Source organism: Streptomyces sp. NPDC101151 (genome assembly GCF_044768335.1).
Classification (GTDB): domain Bacteria; phylum Actinomycetota; class Actinomycetes; order Streptomycetales; family Streptomycetaceae; genus Streptomyces.
The window spans coordinates 35,915-53,745 of the sequence record NZ_JBIWPP010000037.1; the positions used below are offsets into that span (position 1 = coordinate 35,915).

Annotated in this window: 22 protein-coding genes, 1 tRNA gene and 1 pseudogene; 11 read left to right on the forward strand and 13 right to left on the reverse strand. The window is 67.6% G+C overall.

Annotation, left to right across the window (positions count from 1 at the left end):
- Positions 1-172 precede the first annotated feature (172 nt).
- Positions 173-972 (forward strand): IS5 family transposase gene (locus tag ACIRU3_RS38975; RefSeq protein ID WP_404067247.1). Its coding sequence is split into 2 segments (ribosomal slippage): positions 173-508 and positions 511-972, totalling 798 coding nucleotides; the frame shifts between segments, so codons are not numbered across the junction.
- A 135-nt stretch (positions 973-1,107) separates the two neighbouring features.
- On the opposite strand, the gene ACIRU3_RS38980 is transcribed toward ACIRU3_RS38975, so the two are convergent.
- Together ACIRU3_RS38980 and ACIRU3_RS38985 are read right to left on the reverse strand one after the other, a co-directional pair.
- Positions 1,108-1,287 (reverse strand): hypothetical protein, encoded by a 180-nt coding sequence (locus ACIRU3_RS38980; RefSeq protein ID WP_404067121.1) that lies wholly within the window; start codon positions 1,285-1,287, stop codon positions 1,108-1,110.
- Positions 1,288-1,398: 111 nt separating this feature from the next.
- The gene (locus tag ACIRU3_RS38985) at positions 1,399-2,295 is read right to left on the reverse strand and encodes an aminoglycoside phosphotransferase family protein (protein WP_404067124.1); all 897 of its coding nucleotides are present in this window, start codon (positions 2,293-2,295) and stop codon (positions 1,399-1,401) included.
- 440 nt (positions 2,296-2,735) lie between these two features.
- On the opposite strand from ACIRU3_RS38985, the gene ACIRU3_RS38990 reads away from it, so the two are divergent.
- The 6 genes from ACIRU3_RS38990 (at position 2,736) to ACIRU3_RS39015 (ending at position 6,328) form a co-directional block, all read left to right on the forward strand.
- Positions 2,736-3,392, forward strand: coding sequence for a hypothetical protein (locus tag ACIRU3_RS38990; protein ID WP_404067127.1), 657 nt, complete (start codon positions 2,736-2,738; stop codon positions 3,390-3,392).
- Between the two features lie 11 nt (positions 3,393-3,403).
- Entirely contained in the window at positions 3,404-3,637 is a 234-nt protein-coding gene (locus ACIRU3_RS38995; protein ID WP_404067129.1) for a hypothetical protein, read from the forward strand.
- A gap of 215 nt (positions 3,638-3,852) precedes the next feature.
- Positions 3,853-4,239: a hypothetical protein gene (locus ACIRU3_RS39000; RefSeq protein WP_404067131.1), complete on the forward strand. Its 387-nt coding sequence runs from the start codon at positions 3,853-3,855 to the stop codon at positions 4,237-4,239.
- Positions 4,239-4,658 carry a tail fiber domain-containing protein gene (locus ACIRU3_RS39005; protein ID WP_404067134.1) on the forward strand — a complete coding sequence of 140 codons (420 nt, stop codon included), beginning with the start codon at positions 4,239-4,241 and terminating at the stop codon, positions 4,656-4,658. The genes ACIRU3_RS39000 and ACIRU3_RS39005 overlap by 1 nt, the downstream gene beginning before the upstream one ends.
- A gap of 658 nt (positions 4,659-5,316) precedes the next feature.
- Positions 5,317-5,787, forward strand: coding sequence for a hypothetical protein (locus ACIRU3_RS39010; protein WP_404067137.1), 471 nt, complete (start codon positions 5,317-5,319; stop codon positions 5,785-5,787).
- Between the two features lie 115 nt (positions 5,788-5,902).
- Entirely contained in the window at positions 5,903-6,328 is a 426-nt protein-coding gene (locus ACIRU3_RS39015; protein WP_404067139.1) for a DUF4259 domain-containing protein, read from the forward strand.
- 354 nt (positions 6,329-6,682) lie between these two features.
- Here ACIRU3_RS39015 and ACIRU3_RS39020 read toward each other — a convergent pair whose 3' ends face one another.
- Complete coding sequence (locus tag ACIRU3_RS39020) at positions 6,683-7,234, reverse strand: EF-hand domain-containing protein (RefSeq protein ID WP_404067142.1); 552 nt, start codon at positions 7,232-7,234, stop codon at positions 6,683-6,685.
- Positions 7,235-7,552: 318 nt separating this feature from the next.
- Positions 7,553-8,275: a hypothetical protein gene (locus ACIRU3_RS39025; RefSeq protein ID WP_404067146.1), complete on the reverse strand. Its 723-nt coding sequence runs from the start codon at positions 8,273-8,275 to the stop codon at positions 7,553-7,555.
- Positions 8,276-8,534: 259 nt separating this feature from the next.
- Here ACIRU3_RS39025 and ACIRU3_RS39030 point away from each other — a divergent pair.
- A tRNA-Met gene (locus ACIRU3_RS39030) sits at positions 8,535-8,611 on the forward strand.
- On the opposite strand, the gene ACIRU3_RS39035 is transcribed toward ACIRU3_RS39030, so the two are convergent.
- The 7 genes from ACIRU3_RS39035 to ACIRU3_RS39065 all read right to left on the reverse strand — a co-directional run bounded on the left by ACIRU3_RS39035 (position 8,590) and on the right by ACIRU3_RS39065 (position 14,048).
- Entirely contained in the window at positions 8,590-8,850 is a 261-nt protein-coding gene (locus ACIRU3_RS39035) for a hypothetical protein (protein ID WP_404067148.1), read from the reverse strand. The two genes, ACIRU3_RS39030 and ACIRU3_RS39035, sit on opposite strands and share 22 nt — an antisense overlap.
- Before the next feature lie 402 nt (positions 8,851-9,252).
- Positions 9,253-9,603: a hypothetical protein gene (locus ACIRU3_RS39040; protein WP_404067150.1), complete on the reverse strand. Its 351-nt coding sequence runs from the start codon at positions 9,601-9,603 to the stop codon at positions 9,253-9,255.
- A gap of 175 nt (positions 9,604-9,778) precedes the next feature.
- Complete coding sequence (locus ACIRU3_RS39045; RefSeq protein ID WP_404067152.1) at positions 9,779-9,952, reverse strand: hypothetical protein; 174 nt, start codon at positions 9,950-9,952, stop codon at positions 9,779-9,781.
- Positions 9,953-10,630: 678 nt separating this feature from the next.
- Positions 10,631-11,542, reverse strand: a complete 912-nt coding sequence (locus ACIRU3_RS39050; protein WP_404067155.1) for a hypothetical protein — start codon at positions 11,540-11,542, stop codon at positions 10,631-10,633.
- Between the two features lie 67 nt (positions 11,543-11,609).
- A complete protein-coding gene (locus ACIRU3_RS39055) occupies positions 11,610-11,795 on the reverse strand; it encodes a helix-turn-helix domain-containing protein (RefSeq protein ID WP_404067250.1) in 186 nt (61 codons plus the stop codon).
- 215 nt (positions 11,796-12,010) lie between these two features.
- Positions 12,011-12,523 (reverse strand): RNA polymerase sigma factor, encoded by a 513-nt coding sequence (locus ACIRU3_RS39060; protein WP_404067158.1) that lies wholly within the window; start codon positions 12,521-12,523, stop codon positions 12,011-12,013.
- 1,360 nt (positions 12,524-13,883) lie between these two features.
- Entirely contained in the window at positions 13,884-14,048 is a 165-nt protein-coding gene (locus tag ACIRU3_RS39065; RefSeq protein WP_404067161.1) for a hypothetical protein, read from the reverse strand.
- A gap of 115 nt (positions 14,049-14,163) precedes the next feature.
- Here ACIRU3_RS39065 and ACIRU3_RS39070 point away from each other — a divergent pair, with 115 nt between their 5' ends.
- A complete protein-coding gene (locus ACIRU3_RS39070; protein ID WP_404067164.1) occupies positions 14,164-15,126 on the forward strand; it encodes a hypothetical protein in 963 nt (320 codons plus the stop codon).
- A 520-nt stretch (positions 15,127-15,646) separates the two neighbouring features.
- Positions 15,647-15,805 (forward strand): hypothetical protein, encoded by a 159-nt coding sequence (locus ACIRU3_RS39075; protein ID WP_404067166.1) that lies wholly within the window; start codon positions 15,647-15,649, stop codon positions 15,803-15,805.
- 344 nt (positions 15,806-16,149) lie between these two features.
- Here ACIRU3_RS39075 and ACIRU3_RS39080 read toward each other — a convergent pair.
- A pseudogene (locus tag ACIRU3_RS39080) lies at positions 16,150-16,779 on the reverse strand (ISAzo13 family transposase); the annotation flags it as partial.
- On the opposite strand from ACIRU3_RS39080, the gene ACIRU3_RS39085 reads away from it, so the two are divergent.
- On the forward strand, positions 16,689-17,219 hold the full coding sequence (locus tag ACIRU3_RS39085) for an IS5 family transposase (RefSeq protein ID WP_404067169.1): 531 nt from the start codon (positions 16,689-16,691) through the stop codon (positions 17,217-17,219). The pseudogene ACIRU3_RS39080 and the gene ACIRU3_RS39085 overlap by 91 nt on opposite strands.
- A 44-nt stretch (positions 17,220-17,263) precedes the next feature.
- On the opposite strand, the gene ACIRU3_RS39090 is transcribed toward ACIRU3_RS39085, so the two are convergent.
- Positions 17,264-17,629 carry a DUF805 domain-containing protein gene (locus ACIRU3_RS39090; protein ID WP_404067172.1) on the reverse strand — a complete coding sequence of 122 codons (366 nt, stop codon included), beginning with the start codon at positions 17,627-17,629 and terminating at the stop codon, positions 17,264-17,266.
- Positions 17,630-17,831: the final 202 nt, after the last annotated feature.

The following is a 17,831-nucleotide window of genomic DNA, read 5'->3' on the forward strand; positions in this document are numbered from 1 at the left end:
TCGATGTGGATGTCGAGGCGGTTACGTCCGCGCTCGGCACGGTCGAGGTGGTGGCGAGAAGCCGCGCTGCCTGGGCCGCATGTCTGGACTGCGGCCACTTCTCGGACCGAGTCCACGACCGTTACTAAGAGGTCATCTCATTTGGCATGTTCGATAGGCTTCAGGTGTGGGGATCGTTGAGCGGCTGGTGCCGGATGAGTTGTGGGAGTTGTTCCAGCGAGTGGTTCCGGAGGCGCCGAGTCGGCCTCAGGGAGGTGGCCGGCGCCGGCATGGTGACCGGGAGGTATTGGCTGCGATCGTGTTCGTGGCCACGTCGGGCTGCACGTGGCAGCAGCTGCCGTCCGCCTCGTTCGGTCCTTCAGGGGCCACGGCTCACCGGCGTTTCGCCGAGTGGTCGAAGGCTCGGGTGTGGGCGAAGCTCCATCGCCTGGTCCTCGACGAACTCGGCTCCCGCGGTGAACTGGACTGGTCTCGCTGCGCGATCGACTCGGTGAACATGCGAGCCTTGAAAAGGGGGACCTGACAGGTCCGAATCCGGTGGATCGCGGCAAGTATGGTTCAAAGATCCACTTGATCACCGAGCGGACCGGGCTGCCGCTGTCCGTCGGGATATCCGGTGCCAACCTGCACGACAGCCAGGCCCTCGAACCGCTCGTGCGAGGAATCCCACCCATCCGCTCCCGGCGCGGACCGCGCCGGCGGCGGCCCGCCAAACTCCACGGCGACAAAGGCTACGACTACAACCACCTGCGCCGATGGTTACGCAGCCGCGGCATCCGGCATCGCATCGCCCGCAAAGGCATCGAGTCCTCCACACGGCTGGGCCGCCACCGCTGGACGATCGAACGCACCATGGCCTGGCTCGCCGGATGCCGCCGCCTCCACCGCCGCTACGAACGCAAAGCCGAACACTTCCTGGCCTTCACCAGCATCGCCTGCACTCTCATCTGCTACCGCAGACTCACCAAATGAGATGACCTCTAAGCCGCGGTGACTGTCGCCCGCCCTCCGCTGGTTGGAGATGCCGTCAAGCGGAAGGTGTCCATCGGCACCTGCGCACGCGCCTTCGGGTCTCCTTGTATTCATGAGCACGCTTGCGTCAGATGCTCACTCCTTCGACCCGATCCGGCCCAACGGGCACGGCTCGCCGAGTTCCGCGACAGCCCGATCGCCCGAGTCGCCGAAGCCGAGACGGAAGGCTGGCTCGGCGAGGTCGAGGGTCTCCAGGTCAGCCTGACTGGCGCCGAGGAGAAGCTCCGCCAGCTCGATCGGGGCCACGGGCAGCATGCGTCCGTGGACCTTGGCATCCCCACCACACGTCGTGATCGATGAACCCACGAAGACGGGCTGCCGCATGGCCCACAATCAAGATCGAGAACAAGTTCAGAGAAGCGTGCGTCAAACACCCTTCAGAACACGATCAAGTGCCGCCCGACCTGCAGGTCCCCAGTTCGGCTTGCCGCCGGGAAGCCCCCGATCTCCGTTCTGTCCCATGAGCATCAGGAAAAGGCTCTTCATAGCGGCCAGCCCGCGGGCGCGCCGGATCGCCGCCTCGTCTGCATGCGCGTACATGTCGAAGAACCGTGAGGCCGTGCCCGCGGGTAGCAGCACCCATGCGGCGGCGAGGTCCCACGCCGGATCGCCGGCAAACATGTCGCCGAAGTCGATGACGCCCGAGAGCGTTCCGTCCGAGACGACGACGTTCGCGGGATGGAGGTCGCCATGCACCCACACCGGCGGGCCCTGCCACGCGTGGGCCGCAACGGCGTCGTCCCAGACGGCCCATACCTCGGCAGCGATGTCGTCGGGGGCAACGGCCTGGAACAAGTTCTCGAAGCCGTCCGTGCAGTTCTTGGGATGGGCACCGCGGTCCGTAGCGATCGGCGCCTCGGCGGGCGCCTCCACATGGAGCGCCCGGAGGAAGCCCGCCAGCGTGTCGGCCGCGTGGTCGCCGCGGCTGATCGAGTCGTGGTCCAGCGGTTCGCCGGGAACCCACGTCATCACGGTCCAGTGCTTGGGGAAGCGCTCGGACGGTTCGCCGAACCGCACCGGGGTCGGCACCGGGAGCGGCAGGCGCGGGGCCAGCACGGGGAGCCACCGCCGCTCCTTGAGCTGGAGCTCCGGGGTGGGGTCCATACGCTGCATGCGCACGGCCAACTCGTCCCCGAGGCGCCACATTTGGTTGCCCCAGCCGCCCGGCACCTCGCGGATGGCCAGCCCGGCAAGGTCTGCATGTTGCTCCTGCAGCAGGTCGCGGACCAGGTCTGCGGTGATCTCGATCTCGGTGTCGGCCATGCGAAGTCACAGTACTGAGGCGGCAGACGGAACGGCTCTTACTCTCCGGAACATCCCGCTGTGATGCCTCTGGCATCACCGGCTCGGTTTCAGAGCGCTACAGAGGCTTTGGGACGGACCAGCCTCACAGTCCAGAGAAGCGACAAGGCCGAACGAGATCGCTCCGGTCCAGATGGTTCGGGGCATAGGGGGCCTCCGCAGTCGCCCCGAGCATCCTCAGCCTAGGAGCGCGGCAGGCCCTCCGCACCCGACCGACCGCCGGATACGCCGCGGCGCCCTCCCCCGGGGTGGTCAGGGGGGAGAGCGCCGCGGTTTGTCCAGTCGTTACGAGCGTACTGGGCATGACTCACCGTAGACGCACGCCCGCAAGATTCGCAACCTTGTTCGATTCTGTGCGGAGTGGGCACGCCTCCGGGCGTCGGACGGTACGGTGCCCGGCTATGGCAGACGTGTCCTGGACCGACATACTCAGCGCCGTCTCGGCGGGCCTCGGCGTGATCACTGCGGCGATCGCGCTCGGCATTGCACGAACCGCGAACCGGACCGCCTCCCTCGCCAATCAGGCCGCAGGCCGGGCGAACGCGACCGCCGACTCCATGGCCCAGGTCGAGCGGGACCGTTGGCAGTACGAGATGACCCCGCAGTTCGACGTGACGATCACCCGGCTCGCGCCGGGCACCTCCCAGGCCAGCCTGATGCTGACCTTCGAGGGCCCGGCCGCACTGGAACGGCTGGACGAGGTCGAGATCGAGATCCGCAACGACGGCTACACACACGGCGTCGGGCTCGCAGGGGAACCGACCGGGCAGCAAATCGCAGAGACCATCTGGGGGCCGTACCGCCTCGTGCCCGGCGTCGACGACGCGACCAATGACGGTCGCCTGTCCCCCGCCAAACCACTGGAGTTGGGCGGGTGGCTCAAGCGCGCCCTGGAGGAGTCCCTTCCCCCGCCCTGGACGGAACGGGCGTCCTGGCGCGTGCGGTATGACGGCCAGCCGGTGCGGTTGTGGGTGCGCTGCAGGCGCGAGGGCTACCGGCCCTGGACGCTCACCTACAACGTCGAGGTCACCAATCCTGCACAGGACTCCCCGGCCTAGGATCCCTGCTCGTGACAGACATTCCCGAAAGCCTGGTCGAACTGGAGCGCGCTGCCGAACAGGAGCGCATTCGTCTTGCCGGTCTCTCCGGTGAGGACTACAGCGCACAGTGGCGACGCTGGCGCGGGGCCGCAGAGGCCCTACAGAACGCGATCACCACTCACGCAGGGGACGCCGGCACCAACCGGTACGAACTGGAGCAGTCAGTGAAAAAAGCAGTGCGGCACGCGGACCCCACGGCTTAGCGAAGCTCGGCCAAGTATTCGATTCTATGATCGTGGCCGTGAACAGCACCCGCGACACCGGCCGTGTCCTGTCGCAGCGAAGGTTGACCGTTCTCACTGAAGTTTGACAACGCAGGTCGGGCACCGAGGCCCTTTGTGGGGCCGTGCTGCGCTGGTGTGCCGCCTCATGGAAGATGGGACGCACCGTAGTCGATCAGCTACAGAGGGAGTGTCTCGTGGTCAAGAAGAAGGAAGCGTCAGCAGAGGAAGCGTCAACGAGCGAGGGCGTCCGCTTGATCTTGGATCCGGGCGGCGAGGAGGCCGAAGCTCCTCCGAAGGCGGAGGAGGCCCTGACCGCCGGGACGCTTACGATCCGGTACGTGAACGACACTCCGGAGATCACAGTCACCGGCGGTACAGGCATCCCCGGCGAGATCGTCGTTGTTGATGCGCAGGGGAACCCGGTGGCCCTCTACACGGGCAGTGCGCTACCCGACGCCCCCCACGCAGAGAGCCACGGCCGCTTCCTTCCCGCGGGCCACAAAGCCGTCGTCCCCGTCGCCGTTCCCATTCTGTCGGATCGGGCGTTGAAGCGGGATGTTGTCGGGGTGGTGTGGGAGTAGTGCGTGCTTGGCTGGCGCGGTTCGCTGTGGCCCGTCGTAGTACGGGTCCGGCGGCCGCGGCCGCCGGACCCGCAGCCGAGGCGACCGGGGGCGCGGTGTGCGACGGTGAGCCGCTGAACGGATTCCGGGTGCTGGAAGCGGCTCTGGCGCTGCCGGTGAGCACCTGGCGCTATCACTGGGATCCGGATCATGTCCGGCACCTGGGCCCGATGGCGCAGGACTGGTGGGATGCCTTCGGGGTCGGCGAGAACGACAGGACGATCTGCTGCACCGACACCAACGGGGTGGCGATCGTGTGTATTCAGGCTCTCCACCGGCTCCTGGCAGAAGCACGGCAAGAGACCGCAGAGCTGCGCCGGCGTCTCGAAAGGCTGGAGCAGCGCGTTGCCGCCGAGGACTCGGCTCGCGCGCACACCTAATCACGGATGCCGAGGGTCCTCCCGCTGCCCTCGGGCGGGACTCTCTGGCGGGTGGTCAAACTTCAGTGAGAACGGTCAACCTTGGCTGCGACGGGACACGGCCGCTACCACCTGCTACTCAGCTCCGAATGTCCGCTGACATCGAACTCAGCCGGTGGCACTTCCTTGCCATCCAATCCAGTCGCCGCAGGTCAGGGCGTTGAGGGCAGGCCCGGTGCCATGGGTTTGCCTTGCCAATGAAGTTAGTCGCCGCAGGTCAGCGGCTTCCGCCGGGCTGACTTCAATGGCAACGGACACCGAAGGCCGACCCATACAGCACGGGTGGTGGGAAAGCGAGGACGTGGCGCGTGACAAGCTCCGACGGTGGAGCAGGGAGGTCGGCAGCATGCCCGAACCACGGATCACCCTCACCGACGAAGAGACCGGCACCGTGTTGACGACCTGGCCAGAGGAACCGTAGTCCTCTACTGCGAGGCCACGCCACGTCATCCAACCGGCCCCTCGGCCCAGCCGGTTGTCAAAGACGCCCCGACGATCGCATCTACCCCTCGATCGGGTCGAGGCATGGCCGGTTGCCGGGCGGGGCCACACTAGTTGTGAGGAGCTGCCGAGGCGCATCGCCGGTGGCATTGTCGTACCAGCGGGATAGCTTGCCGCCGTGGCAGACATCTATGAACTCTCCCTCGCCCTGAATCTGCGTGAGGGGCTCTCTGACGAGGAACTTGCAGAGCTTCGGTGGCATCTCGGTCTGGGTCCCAAGCCGGAGAGGCTGCGCATCGTGCCCGCGTTCCCGACAGTCGTGGAGGATGATCGCGGCGAAGCCGTTACGGTGGACGACCCCGCGCCTCTGCTCGGTCAGCACGGCGAGGCATGGAAGGTGGACGGAGTGCTCGTCGCGGTGCTGCTACGGCCTGAAGACGCCCGTTGCGGTACATGGGCCCTGACTGTCCGGCAGGAGATCCATCCCGACGAATTCGACCGCACTGGTGAACTGCTCAGCTGGCTGGCCACGAAAGCGGATGACCGCCACCGTGTCATTGGCACGGTCCGCCTGGGCTGGACCAGGTTTTGTGAATCGGACCAGTTCGAGCCCTTGGTGGTTCGAGATGGCGAGGTCGTGTGGCCTTAGCTCGGTGTTCGCCGCATGTAGGGAATGCTATTGGGGTCCAGTGGCAGCTCGCCTCGTAATCGTGTTGTCAGTGCCTGATGCGAGGATCAGGGCGACCATACGCAAGGAGATCAGCATGGGCACCTGGGATACCGGCCCCTTCGACAACGACACAGCCGCAGACTTCGCCAACGCACTCGACGAAGCCGAGCCCGAGGCACGAGAAGCCCTGATCCGAGGCGTCCTCGTCCGAACGATCGACGCAACCGGCTATCTCACGGAAGCGGAAGAGGCGGTGGCCGCCGCCTCTTTGATCGCGGCGCAATGCCCGGAAGGCGACCCCGTCGGCACGCCCTACGGCCCGGAAACCCCTATCCCCCTGTTCCCCTCCGACCTGCGCGCACTCGCCGACGAAGCCCTCGCCCGCATCATCAGCGACGAGGATGGACCAGCCTCAAACTGGGTCGATCCGGAGGACTGGAAGCAGTGGCGAGCCATACTCACGCGCCTTCGCGCAGTGCTTGCCCCACGACCCCCTTCCATCGCTCTCTTCGATGTCTAGCCGTAACGGAGCGTCACTCAGCACGGAATTTGAGCCAGAACCCGAGTTTGGGCAGCATCTGTTCGTCAGCTCGGGAGGCGCCAGAGCGGGATTGGAATCGAACGCCGCCCTGCGCTGCCTGCTGTGGCCGTCCTATAGGCCGGCGTCGGACGCGATCTGGATGAAGACGGCGAGGGCTCGAAATCCTGCCCCATACAGTCGAAAGCGGTCCGGGTCCGGAGCCACCATCCATGGTTCCGGGCCGGACCGCTGTTCGGGTGCACCGCCCAGGAAGGCCGCCAGGCGAGGATCAGGCCGTCATCCGACTCGGCGCATGACCCACGGGCCCACCGTGCCGATCGGCAACCCCGTGTGTCAGCGGGACAGGTGCCCGAAGAACAGGCTGCCCGGGGCCTCCAGGTCCGGGGAGTAGAAGAACTCCCTGACCGCGCGGATGAACTCCTGCCGGCTGATGGTGCCGTCACCGTCGGTGTCCAGCTGGGCGAAGGTGTCCATGGCGCCGGGATCGGTGATGCCCCAGACGCCCAGGTACTGCTTGAACTCGGCCTTGCTGATGGTGTTGTCGCCGTCGACGTCCATGATGTCGAAGATGGCGTGCGGAACGCCCTCGACCATGTTGAAGCGGCTGGTGTCCACGCTCACCGCGCGGCTGGCGTGGTGGTACTGCTCCTTGGAGAGGCGGTTGACGCCGTCCGCGTGGCGCAGCAGCTCCATCCACTGCATCTGGTACGCGATCAGCAGCGCCTGTGCCCGGCGATCGCTCTTGTCGATCTTGTAGGTGCTCAGGTAGCGGTCGACGAGGCGCTGGTAGTCGCTCCAGTCGACGTAGCCGTTGCCGTCGGTGTCGGTGGCGTCGAACAGCTGGTCCAGCTTGACGCTGATCGGGTCGGTGGTGGCGGTAGCCATGATCGCCCTTTCACGGGAGTGATGTGGCGGTGCGCATCGGCGCACCCGACCCGAAGCTAGGCCCAAAATCGTTACCAAAGCCCGCTAAGGGCACATGTCGGCAGCGAATTCGCACAATGATGTGAACCCTCTTCTTGACCGGTTGGTCTCAGGTGGATCGGGTAGAGCAGCGCGTTCTCACGCTGCACTTGCTGGCAACGTTCGAACAGTGCTCCCGCCGATGCCGCTCAAAGTCGTGAACATCTGCTGTCCGTTCTCATGAACAAAGCCAGGCGGTGAAGCTGTAGCTACCGAGCAGGCCCGGCGGACCTTGGGAGGTCAGGACCGGTGATGTTCGCGCCACGAGCGGCACAGCGCGGTGAACTCCTCCTGGCGCTCGGCCAGGAGGTCCTGAGGGCGCTGCAGGTGGCAGTCGAGGATGTGCACGCCGTCCTGGAAGGGTTCGAAGCCGATGGCGGACCACAGGCGGCCGAGCCTGGCCGCGGCCTCCCGGTGCTGTTCCTCGGTCAGCTCGCGGCCGTCGGCCGATCCCGGCTCGCACACCACCGCGGTGCAGCCCTGGGACAGCCGGCGGATAGCCGCACCGGCCAGGACCAGGCCCAGGCCGAAGCCGCGCCAGACGGGCTCGAGGACGACCCGGTCCATGACCAGCAGGTCACCGACAGGGTGCGCGAGAGCAGCTTCGAACTCGCGGGCGAACTCGGCCCGGCCGACGTCCAGCACCGACTCACCGATACGGGAGACGTCCCCGGTGTAGGCGTCCATGGCCTCAAACGGGTCGCCGACGAACATGCGCACGCGCACGAAGGACATGCGGCCGACCGCCACGTCCTCGACGGCGTCCAGCGTCTCCTGATCGATGTCACTGCGGGAGGCCATGTCCTCGGCCAGGATGTCCGCGTCGATCCGTGCACTGACCGTCCAGACCTCCAGCGTGTCGTCGAACTCGAAGACCTTAAGGGGGTGTTCGTGCCGGTAGGCGAGGCTGATCAGCGACGGGTCGGCAGGCAGCTGGGGCAGAGCAGGAGAGGCAGTCGTCACCGCCCCAACGTAGTGGCCGCCGCTATCCCAGTGCAGCCCAAGCAGGCAGCGCCCGCCTCCCGGGGGCTGGGACCACCTCAGGTGCGCCACTCGGGTGAACGCGCGGGCCCGCCCGGTGCAACGGCCCTGCCGGCCGGGCTGGGGCAGCTCTCCGGGGGACCGCATCCGCGTAACACCGATTCTCCTGTAGACGCCTCGTGCGCGCCTCGCCCGTCCTGTCCGGGGTGGTCGGTCAAATGGCGTAGGCTGGGTGCACCGACGCGGGGTGGAGCAGCTCGGTAGCTCGCTGGGCTCATAACCCAGAGGTCGCAGGTTCAAATCCTGTCCCCGCTACCAACGCACCGGCCCCTCGACAGCATGTCGAGGGGCCGGAAGCATTTGTTACCTCGGGGTCCGATCGACCGGGTCGGATGCCGGAACAGCTCCATGTCGCCGGTGTCCAGCGCGATCAGGATCGCGGTGCCGCGCAGGGCGGAGGCGACCTTGAACAGGTCCTCAGCGTTGTAGTACTTCATCCGCCAGCCGAGATCGCCCAGCCGCTCGGCCAGCTGCCGCAGGTCCCCCGCGGCGGCCATGGCCTGGCGGGCGAGGCGGCGCGCTCCGCGATCCGGTCCTCGGCCATCCCCCAGCCTGCCCTCGTTCCCGCCGGTGCCCCGCCGGGGGCGGGCTGGGCTGGCCTAGAGTCGAATCCCGTTCCGGATCAGGAGCACCGCCAGCTCGGGACCGTCCTCAGGGCCGACCCCATGAAGCTCACCATCCCGCAGTCCCCACACACCTCGAGGCCCGAAGTCGACTGCGACGCAGGACGACGACGCCGACACTGAGGTGAGCCGCCAGAAGCTGCTCTGCCGCCACATGGTCCAACTGCCAAGCCACAACGGATCTCAGTCTGAAGCGATCAGTAAGGACCGGCCGACACAGGCCAGCCAACCTATGTAGGACGGGAGACGGCTCTCCTACCGGGACGGGTGTATGCCTCAGTTGCCCTCGGCCTTGAAGATGACCGACTTGAAGACGAGGTCGGTTGCGCCCTCGCCGTCGTGGGCTTTCAGCACCGTCTTCGTGCCGGTGCAGAATTCGTCGCTGTAGACCGCGGCCTCAGTGCTGGTCCCGTTCCGGGGATGGAAGGCGGTCGTCGGGCTACCCGGGAGCTCGTTGGCCTCGAAGCACTTCTCGTCATCCGGTCCGACCAGTTGTCCGTCAGTCGGGTTCGCCGGGTCACCGTAGCTGTAGTCGAAGTTTCCTTCCGTTGCGTGAGCCGATGAGGGGACGCTCATGATGAGGGCGACGGCGCCGAGAGCGGCGCCGAGGGTACGGCCAAGTCGCATGCGGGGGTTTCCTTCTGGTCCGGTGGTCGTCGACCGGCGGCCGACCGTCCGGGACAAGCCTGATCGCGAAACCTCTTCCGCAGGGTGTGGATCGCAGGCGCACGGAAGTGATCACGGGCGCGCGAGAGCAGCTCTGGCGCATGCCGTGAAGTAAGCGTGCGCTCCGCCAGGCAGGCTACGGCCCCGAGCGAGACAGCGTCTGCTCGTCGAGCACGGCAACGTAGGACGGAAGAGGCGGCGTCCGGTCCGCATCACGATCTGCAGCCCGCAGGGCTGTGGTGAACTTCGCGCCCTCGCGGGCCGCGCGGCGCGCCTTCTTCGACGCGGTCGGCTGCTTCTTCGGCGACATGCGTACTCCCGACTCCGGACAGCACCCACGCTTTTGTCCGGCCGTGTACGGCAGGGGCCGACGGTGAACAGAGCAGACCTCAACCGCACGGGCCCCGGGAGACCTTGACTGACGTCGCCCCGGGCGGCGTGGGCGCCGGGGCAGCAGTGGACGGCGAACGCGTCTTGCCGTGACCCTCACGGTAGCGGCGCCCACTGACAACCGGTGCCCGCGCCGGGGCTGGCGCCCTAGGCGGCGAGGTCTGCAACCGGCGCGCACGATGTCGCAGGGCGCCGCCCTCGGGTGAGACCTCTCGCCCGAGGGCGCCTGCCGTGTCAGCCCGCGAGGGTTCCTCGGGTTCCTCGTCGGGCTGCCGGGGGTCACTGCCGGTTCCGGTTCGTCCGCTGGCGCTGGCGCTTGCGCTGGGACCGGCGGTCCCAGTACCGCAGGACAGCGAGCCACAGGTCCCGCTTGTGCTCAGAGTCTTCGGCCGGCACCGCCCGGCGCGGACAGCGCTCTCGTGGTGCATGTGCGTGCGCGCCGGACGGCACCGGGCCGTGGTCCTGTGGCCCGAGCCCGTTGGCAGATGCGGGACTGGCGGGAAGCCCGCCCCTGACGTTTGACCGGCAAGACGCAGAGAAGCCCGGCGGTGGCTGACCGCCGAGTCCCTCTGCCGTTGGACCGCCGTGAACGGCACCCCTACGGGCGCGGCCAGGCGGCCGGGGTGGTTGGCGGCAGGGGGAACTCGTCCAGCCGCAGCCACCGCTCCCGGCCGTTCTGATCGGGCAGGCAGAATCGCACGTCCCCGGCCTCGTCCGTCTTGTACGGGGCATCCCCGACCGCCCGCAGCAGGGCCCGCAGCCTCGGGTAGGGGGCCTGCATCGCCCGGCCGCGCACGCCCTCGCTGCGCAGGGCGACCAGGGTGAAGGAAGCGACGTTCACCCCGGTGCGGCGGTGACCGTCGGCGTGGGCCACCGCCTCCGGGTGCTCCACGATGGAGGTCAATGCCTGCGGCCCCGCGACCGTGTACGTCAGCTTCAGATCCCCGCGCTGGAGCACCACCTGCGCGCCCGGCTCCATCAGCGAGCCGTCGCCGTCGATCGACAACGCCACTTTGCCGACCATCGGGCCCATTCCGATCTCACGGACCTCGTCGAACTGCTCCACGGTGGCGTCCACGAACCGCTCGGAGTCGGGCAGCACGAGCACGCAGTGCCCGTTCCATGAGGTCCCGGTCCAGGTCGGCGTGAGCGAGCCGTAGCGGGTCCCGCCTCCGTCCCTGTTCCGGATCGCCAGGTCGACCGGCAGCAATTCGGCCCGCACCCCGAGCTGGCCATAGGCGTTCCGCAGCGTCAGGCACGCGTCGACGCACACGTTCGCCGGGACACGGCCCTCGGCGAGGGCCACCCATAAATAGGGCAGCACCAGTTCCACCAGCTGGTCCGGCTTCGCGTGCTCCAGCATCCGCGCCGTATGGTCCATACTCCCCCGCAGCGGCAACCCGCCACCCGGCAGCACCTCAGCCGCCGCACGCGGACGCGGTACCGAGAGGTCACGAGGGGCCCGCTTCTGCGGCGTCCGGTGCTTCCTGCCCCGCTTCTGCTTCGACATGAGCAGAGCGTAAGGATCTCAACTGCCCTAGCAACAGAGCACGTAGTCCGGGGAAGCCCCAGCGTGGTCAGAGGCCGTCAACGTGGGCGGCCTCACGCAGAAATTCGTAGACGGCTTGTTCAGGCACACGGAAGGAGCTGCCGATGCGGATGGCCGGTAGGTGCCCGCTGTGGACCAGCCGGTAGACCGACATCTTGGAGACGCCCATGATGCTGGCGACTTCAGCCACCGTCAGGAAGTTGACCTCACTCAGCGGTCGCTCCCCGCGGCGCCGGGGATCGTGGCTCCCGGGGCTGGGCCGGGCCGAGGTGCTGCGGGGCGCCCTCGAAGGGCCTTGTGGCTGTTCGTGGTCCGACGCCTCACGACTGGCTCGCTCATGCAGGGCGGCCAGCCGGGCGCGGGTGTCGTTCTCATCTGTCCACAATTCAGAGACGGCAGTGGCCGTACCGTGCAGGTGGCGCTCGATGCTCATCGTTCACCTCCGCTGACGTCTGAAAGAACAGTTCCCAGGGTGTCACGGCCGAGACGGAGGCAGGTCTTCACGGTGTTCACGGACACTCCCATGACGGCCGCGATCTCATCGTTGGGTAAGTCGAGTTGCCAGCGCAGCACGATCGCCGTGCGTTGTCGGTCGGGCAGTTTGCGCACCGCCTCAAAGAGGACCAGCTCACTCTCCCGCAACCCTAGGTCGTCTGGCCCCTCGCTCTGCGGCAGTTCGCCGGGGTCGGTACTCAAACCATGCCGTTGTCGGGAGGCCTGGACGCGTTGCAGTCGCTGGCCAGCCACCTTGAACAGCCATGCCTGCGGCTTCTGCAGCTGGTTGACGTAGTCCCAGTAGGTGTGTGCGGCCAGCATCGTCTCCTGGGCCGCATCGTCGATGACCGCGTGGTCCCCCTCAAGCCACAGCAGATAGCGTCTGACCTGCGGTTCCCAGCGCAGGAAGAACTCGTCGAATTCATCTAATGCACGTGCACGGGCCATGGGCTGCCCCCTCCTGCCGCCCGGGTCAACGCGTCCGACTGGGAGTACCAGCACGTTCCCCGATGACCGTCCGCCGTCCGTGGGAGACATCTTCCACCTGAACCCGGCGGTCCGGCAGCCTGCGCAACAACACCGAGAGTGTGGCGCGCCGCTCGCGCTCCATACCGCTGGCGGTCCGTCCGCGGGCCAGTTCGTGGAGCACGTCCCACAGCCCCGCACCGTTCTTCCGGGGCCGCAAGACCAGCCCAAGCAGGACGATCGCCGCTGAACCGCCCGCCGCGTTCAACACCTCCGGACCCACCAGCACTCCATTCGTGACCGGCCGGGACCCAGCGCCCCGACTCTGCCCACTACAGGCATCGCGGGACGGGAAGGGGTGAACACCGCATGAGATATTCAGTGTGGCGCTGGTCACGTTCTGCGCCTGGGCTAGGGGGCGTCGCTTGCACCGCGGGCCGACTTGGCCCTGTTCTCGTACCGCTCTAGCGATGCGTGCCAATCTGGGGGTCAGTCGGCCTGCTGCCTGCCTTCGGGATCCCGCTCGAGAGGGATGCCGCCGTGCTGGACGGCTCACCCCCACACGGCCAGGGCTTCGATCAGCGCCAGCGGATCGGATGGTGGGTTGGGGTGGTACACGATCTGCGGGTCTCCTTCGGTGCCGCACTGAGCTGTGGCGGGTGGGTGCCGGGGGCCTTCGCCGGCCCCCGGGCCCCCGCTGCCTCGGCGCCGCCCGACGCGGGCAGCGCTCCCGTGGTGCAGGTGCGTGCGCGCCGGACGGCACCGGGGCCGTGTGTGCCTCGGGCTGGGTGCGGGAGGGTCAGGTGAAGGACACGCGGGCGACGACGGCCACCAGCTCGCCGGAGTCCGCCGCTTGCGTCAGCGCACTCTCGTCCTGGGCGTCCCTGAGCGGCCCGGCCAGGAGAGCGTGCTGGGCACGGTCGAGCAGATCCCACCAGTGGCCGGGGCAGGGGCACGGTCTCGCTCGCGTCCCACAGGCACGGCTCGATGTCCCACCCCCGCGGCGTCGATCTGGACCAAGCAGCACAGGGACCGGGTGGCGATGTCCGCCCGCACTCGCCAGTTGAAGTCCAGCTCAGGCATCTAGCGGCCGTCCCACAGTCGCCAGTTGGTACGGCGACGCAGGTCGGCATCCCCATGGGCGTCCAGGCTCTAGAGTCCCACTCCGGTCAGCATGCCGGGTACGACGGTGGCCGGACCCTGACGGGGCCCGGCCACATGGTCGTTGGACGTCACCGAACCCGGTGGACAACCTCCTTGGCCAGGGCCAGCGTCAGGCCCGAGACCAGCAAGATGCCCGTCGCACGGCAGGCCCGGACGCGGGGTCTCCCTGGTGTTCAGGTCAGCACGAGGAGACGGACATGTGGACCAGGTGGAGCAGCTCGCGGACCAACCCGCCGGCCAACGTGGCGGAAGCGGTGTAGAACGCCGCCTGCCCGAGGCCCTGGACAAGATGGTGGCGGGCGCGTCGCCGTTTCGGGGCGGGGCGGTGCGTACGGTGGGACATGACGGTCTCCGTTCAGGGGATGAGTCGGCTGCCCCCGCACCGCGTGTTCCTGGCAGGGATACGGTGCGGGGCGCAGTTTCTGCTGGCCCCAAGCCTTATGGCTGACGTGCGCTGAATGCAGCTTCCGGGGCTCGAATCTCGATGTAAGTTCGGCGCCATGTACGGGAATCGGGCCGCCGCGTGGGCCGAGGGAACCTCGGCCGATCTGGTTGCCGACGCGCTCGCGCTGGGCGTGAAAGCCAGTCCCAGGATGGTGACCTCCTGGGTCGAGGACGGCATGCTCGCCAACCCCGAGCCGCGCAAGACCAGCGCGCATGGCAGCGATCCGCGAGTCTTCCCGCCCGAGCAACGCGAGTTGTTCACCAGACTTCTCGAAGCTCGAGAGCGTTCCCCGCTGGGGCGCATCCCGCAGCGCTCCCTGATCCGCGTCGTGCTGTACCTGTGGCTGATCGACGACACGATCGTGCTCACTCCGCAGGCGCGCCGAGCCTGGCGTACCCACGCGCGCGCCACCGGTCAGACGACCGCCGTCCGACGCAGCGAGAACGTCCGCGCCATCGTTGAGCAACTCGCCCACCCCTCAGCCACCCCCAAGCAACGGCACGCCGCCCGGCTCGTCCTCGTGGAAGGCGAGCGGACCGGCCGGATCGACATCGACAGACTGACCGCGGTCCTCACAGAGTTGCACTCGCCCTGGCCTGTCCAGCCCGGCATGCCGAGGATCGAACGAGCCCGTCCCGGCCCCTTCGGGCCGGTCTCCGTCCAGCACCACATCGCGATGTGGAGGGCCCGCCAGCAAACAATCCGCTGCCTGCGACATGAGGAGATCGACGAAACCGAGCTCGACCGAGTGCGCGCCGTCTACCGACCGATGTGGGCCGACTACCAGGCCCGTCGGCCCGCCATGGCGACCATCGGTGCCGGAGAGTTCGCGGCGTACTTCGCAGAGCCCGACACCATGGAGGGCCGCGCGATCGAGGCGGTCGACGCCTTCGTGGGAACGCTGGCCGGCGAACTCGGGCTGATCGAAGCCGCCTCCCATGCCGCAGAGACGGCACGCCTCAAGCTGGCGCGCTGACGGCCCGAGGCCGGTCCACCGCATCCACGCCGAGGAAGCCGACGGCACCGACAACGGCTCCCAGAACCCACCAACAGCCACCCGAAACCTCAGCGGCCAACGGGGGCCAACACCTCAGGAGGGCGCGGCGCGGGCAACGCTCCCTTGGTGCAGGTGCGTGCGCGCCGGACGGCAGTACGCGTGTCTAGCCGTACGCCTAACGGTAGCGGCTGCCACCGATATCCCAGCCGAAAGCACGTGGACCTTTTCAGCTGCACCAGGAGGGATCGAGGTCCCGGGACTACAGGAGTACGTTACGTATTTCGGTTCACCGTCAAATCAACTTCGCTGCAGGTCAGGTCGCTGATTGACGGGCGCTCAAGGGCCTTCAACGACCCCCAAGTTGTTGACAACTGGGTCCGAGCCGATCGCCCCCACCTCTATGCTTAGTGACGTTCCTTCGCGGCGTCCGCCTCGTACTTCACCACCCGGTGAGGGCCCGGCAGCCCGGCCGGGCTACTTCGGCGCCACGGAGGCACATATGGAAGGCAAGACGCCCGTCGACAACGGTGACGAGCAAGACGAACAGGAGCCCGCCGAGCGGCGCCGGGAGCGGCGCAGGCTCGTCGGTCAGATCCTGATCGACTGGTCACCGGTAATCGCGGGAGTCGCCAACCTCGTGGTGAAGCACTTCTCCTGATCAAGGAGCGGTGGGTGGGTCGCAACGGCTTGGGCACCAGAAAGCCCAGCCGACTCCTAGGCGACTGGGCTCACTGGCTGTGCCGCGGACGGAGGGCCCTGGACCTGGGGTGGAGCCCGGGAAAGGGGCCCTCTGCATCAAGTTATACGCGTCATCCGCGCAGATCGATCGTACGGGAAACTCTATAACCCGGGCTACTAGACGCTCGTCTATCCGAACTCGCCCTTCCGATCGGGCACGGGATCTTCGCCGGGACGCGCCTCACCTGAGCGTCGCGCGCGGACCGTCGCCAGCCTCGAGGCGGGCTATTCACTGGCCTCCTGGGCGGCCTGTGCGGTCTTGCGCTCCAGGCCGCTCTGCAGGGCGAAGACGGCCAGGTGTTTCTTCCAGGTCCAGCGGCGGGGATCGTTCGAGCCGCCGGCGTCGGCGGTGATCAGCAACCGGGTTGCCTCCGGGTGGTGCGCCTGTCCGCGGCGCTGCCACCAGCGGCGTATGGACTCCACCGCGAACTCGGCGGTGTCGTGGTCGGTCCCGACGTTGACCCAGCCGGTGTTGCGGGCGATGTCGTAGATCCCGTACGGGATGGCGACGGGCTGGTCGCTGGTGGTGAAGGTGTGGCAGTCGACTTTGATCGGGTCCTTGCCCGGCCGCCAGGTGCGGCCGGGCCGGTCTCGGTTGCCGAGCCATTCCTTGGCCTTGGTGTCGACGCTGATCACCGGCTGTCCGTCGCCGAGGAAGGCGGTGGCTGTGGCGTTCAGGTGGGCGAACTGGGCGTCGCGGTCCGGATGGCTGGCGCCCTCGGTGGTCTTGACGGTGCCCTGCAGGCTATGGCCGAGGCCGTGCAGCAGGCGCCCGACGGTTGCGGCACTGACCGGATGGCCCTGTGACGTCAGAGCCGAGGCCAGGGCCCGCAGCGACAAGGTGGTCCATCGCAACGGGCAGACGGGATCACCCCGGGTGTGCGGCTCGATTCGACCGCGGGAAGACGGGCAGTAAACACCACCTGATCTGCGACGGGAAGGGCACCCCGTTCAAGGTCATCACCACCGCTGCCAATGTCAACGACGTCACCCAGACCCTTGCCCTGGTCGACAGCATTCCGCCCGTCGCAGGGAAGCCGGGCCGTCCGCGCAGGCGCCCCGACGCACTCCTGGGCGACAAGGGCTACGACAGCAACCCCAACCGGCGCGAGCTGCGCAGGCGTCGCATCCTGCCGGTGATCTCCCGCAAAGGTGCCCCGAACATCAAGGACCTCGGCAAGCTCCGCTACGTCGTCGAGCAGACCTTCTCGCTCCTGAACCAGTTCAAGCGCCTCGCCGTCCGCTGGGAAAGACGCCTCGACCTGCACGACGCCTTCGTCTCCCTGGCCTGTGGCCTCATCTGCTGGAGACGCCTCAAGAAGGTCCGCCCATGATCGTGTTACAGGCTCCAAGGACAATGGATGCCAACGGCGCGGCATCACCCGACCGCGGGGGCCTCCTTCGGGTTCGGGCCGTACTTGTTCGTGGCCGCATTGCTGTCCGTGCAGCAGAAGACCACCAGGGCGATGGCCCCGACCGTCGGGACGAGACCGACGAGGATCAACCAGCCGGACAGGCCAGAGTCGTGCAGGCGGCGCACCGTGACAGCCCAGCTCGGCAGCAGGAACGCAACGAAGGCGATGAGGAAGCCAGCGGCGAGGACCGTCGAGTGGGCCGCAGCGCCGATGCCAGCAAGCACGCCGTAGATGATGTAGGTGAACAGCGTGAACAGCCAGAATTCCTTGCGGCGGGCCCTGCCTCTGAAGACGGCGTACTTCTTGAGTGCCGTGATGAACCAGCTCATGACATCCCCCCAGGGGTCGACGGTCAGCCCATCCGGAACGGATCAGGCCAGACGCAGAGACTAAGGGGTTGGCAGGAGCGCGTCATTTCGGGGTATAGCCACGGGTCCGTCCACGCAGCGCATGTTCACCCGGTGGCGTCCCCCGCCACTGACCCGAGCGTTCCCAAAGCCGCGACGAGCCGAAGGGCAAGCCGGTGACGCC

Excerpts from the sequence above, each read along its gene's own strand:
- ACIRU3_RS38980 (WP_404067121.1), bottom strand. The coding sequence starts at position 1,287 with ATGCTGCCCGTGGCCCCGATCGAGCTGGCGGAGCTTCTCCTCGGCGCC.
- ACIRU3_RS38985 (WP_404067124.1), bottom strand. The coding sequence starts at position 2,295 with ATGGCCGACACCGAGATCGAGATCACCGCAGACCTGGTCCGCGACCTG.
- ACIRU3_RS38990 (WP_404067127.1), top strand. The coding sequence starts at position 2,736 with ATGGCAGACGTGTCCTGGACCGACATACTCAGCGCCGTCTCGGCGGGC.
- ACIRU3_RS39015 (WP_404067139.1), top strand. The coding sequence starts at position 5,903 with ATGGGCACCTGGGATACCGGCCCCTTCGACAACGACACAGCCGCAGAC.
- ACIRU3_RS39020 (WP_404067142.1), bottom strand. The coding sequence starts at position 7,234 with ATGGCTACCGCCACCACCGACCCGATCAGCGTCAAGCTGGACCAGCTG.
- ACIRU3_RS39035 (WP_404067148.1), bottom strand. The coding sequence starts at position 8,850 with ATGGCCGCCGCGGGGGACCTGCGGCAGCTGGCCGAGCGGCTGGGCGAT.
- ACIRU3_RS39040 (WP_404067150.1), bottom strand. The coding sequence starts at position 9,603 with ATGCGACTTGGCCGTACCCTCGGCGCCGCTCTCGGCGCCGTCGCCCTC.
- ACIRU3_RS39045 (WP_404067152.1), bottom strand. The coding sequence starts at position 9,952 with ATGTCGCCGAAGAAGCAGCCGACCGCGTCGAAGAAGGCGCGCCGCGCG.
- ACIRU3_RS39050 (WP_404067155.1), bottom strand. The coding sequence starts at position 11,542 with ATGTCGAAGCAGAAGCGGGGCAGGAAGCACCGGACGCCGCAGAAGCGG.
- ACIRU3_RS39060 (WP_404067158.1), bottom strand. The coding sequence starts at position 12,523 with ATGGCCCGTGCACGTGCATTAGATGAATTCGACGAGTTCTTCCTGCGC.
- ACIRU3_RS39065 (WP_404067161.1), bottom strand. The coding sequence starts at position 14,048 with ATGTCCCACCGTACGCACCGCCCCGCCCCGAAACGGCGACGCGCCCGC.
- ACIRU3_RS39070 (WP_404067164.1), top strand. The coding sequence starts at position 14,164 with ATGCAGCTTCCGGGGCTCGAATCTCGATGTAAGTTCGGCGCCATGTAC.
- ACIRU3_RS39075 (WP_404067166.1), top strand. The coding sequence starts at position 15,647 with ATGGAAGGCAAGACGCCCGTCGACAACGGTGACGAGCAAGACGAACAG.
- ACIRU3_RS39090 (WP_404067172.1), bottom strand. The coding sequence starts at position 17,629 with ATGAGCTGGTTCATCACGGCACTCAAGAAGTACGCCGTCTTCAGAGGC.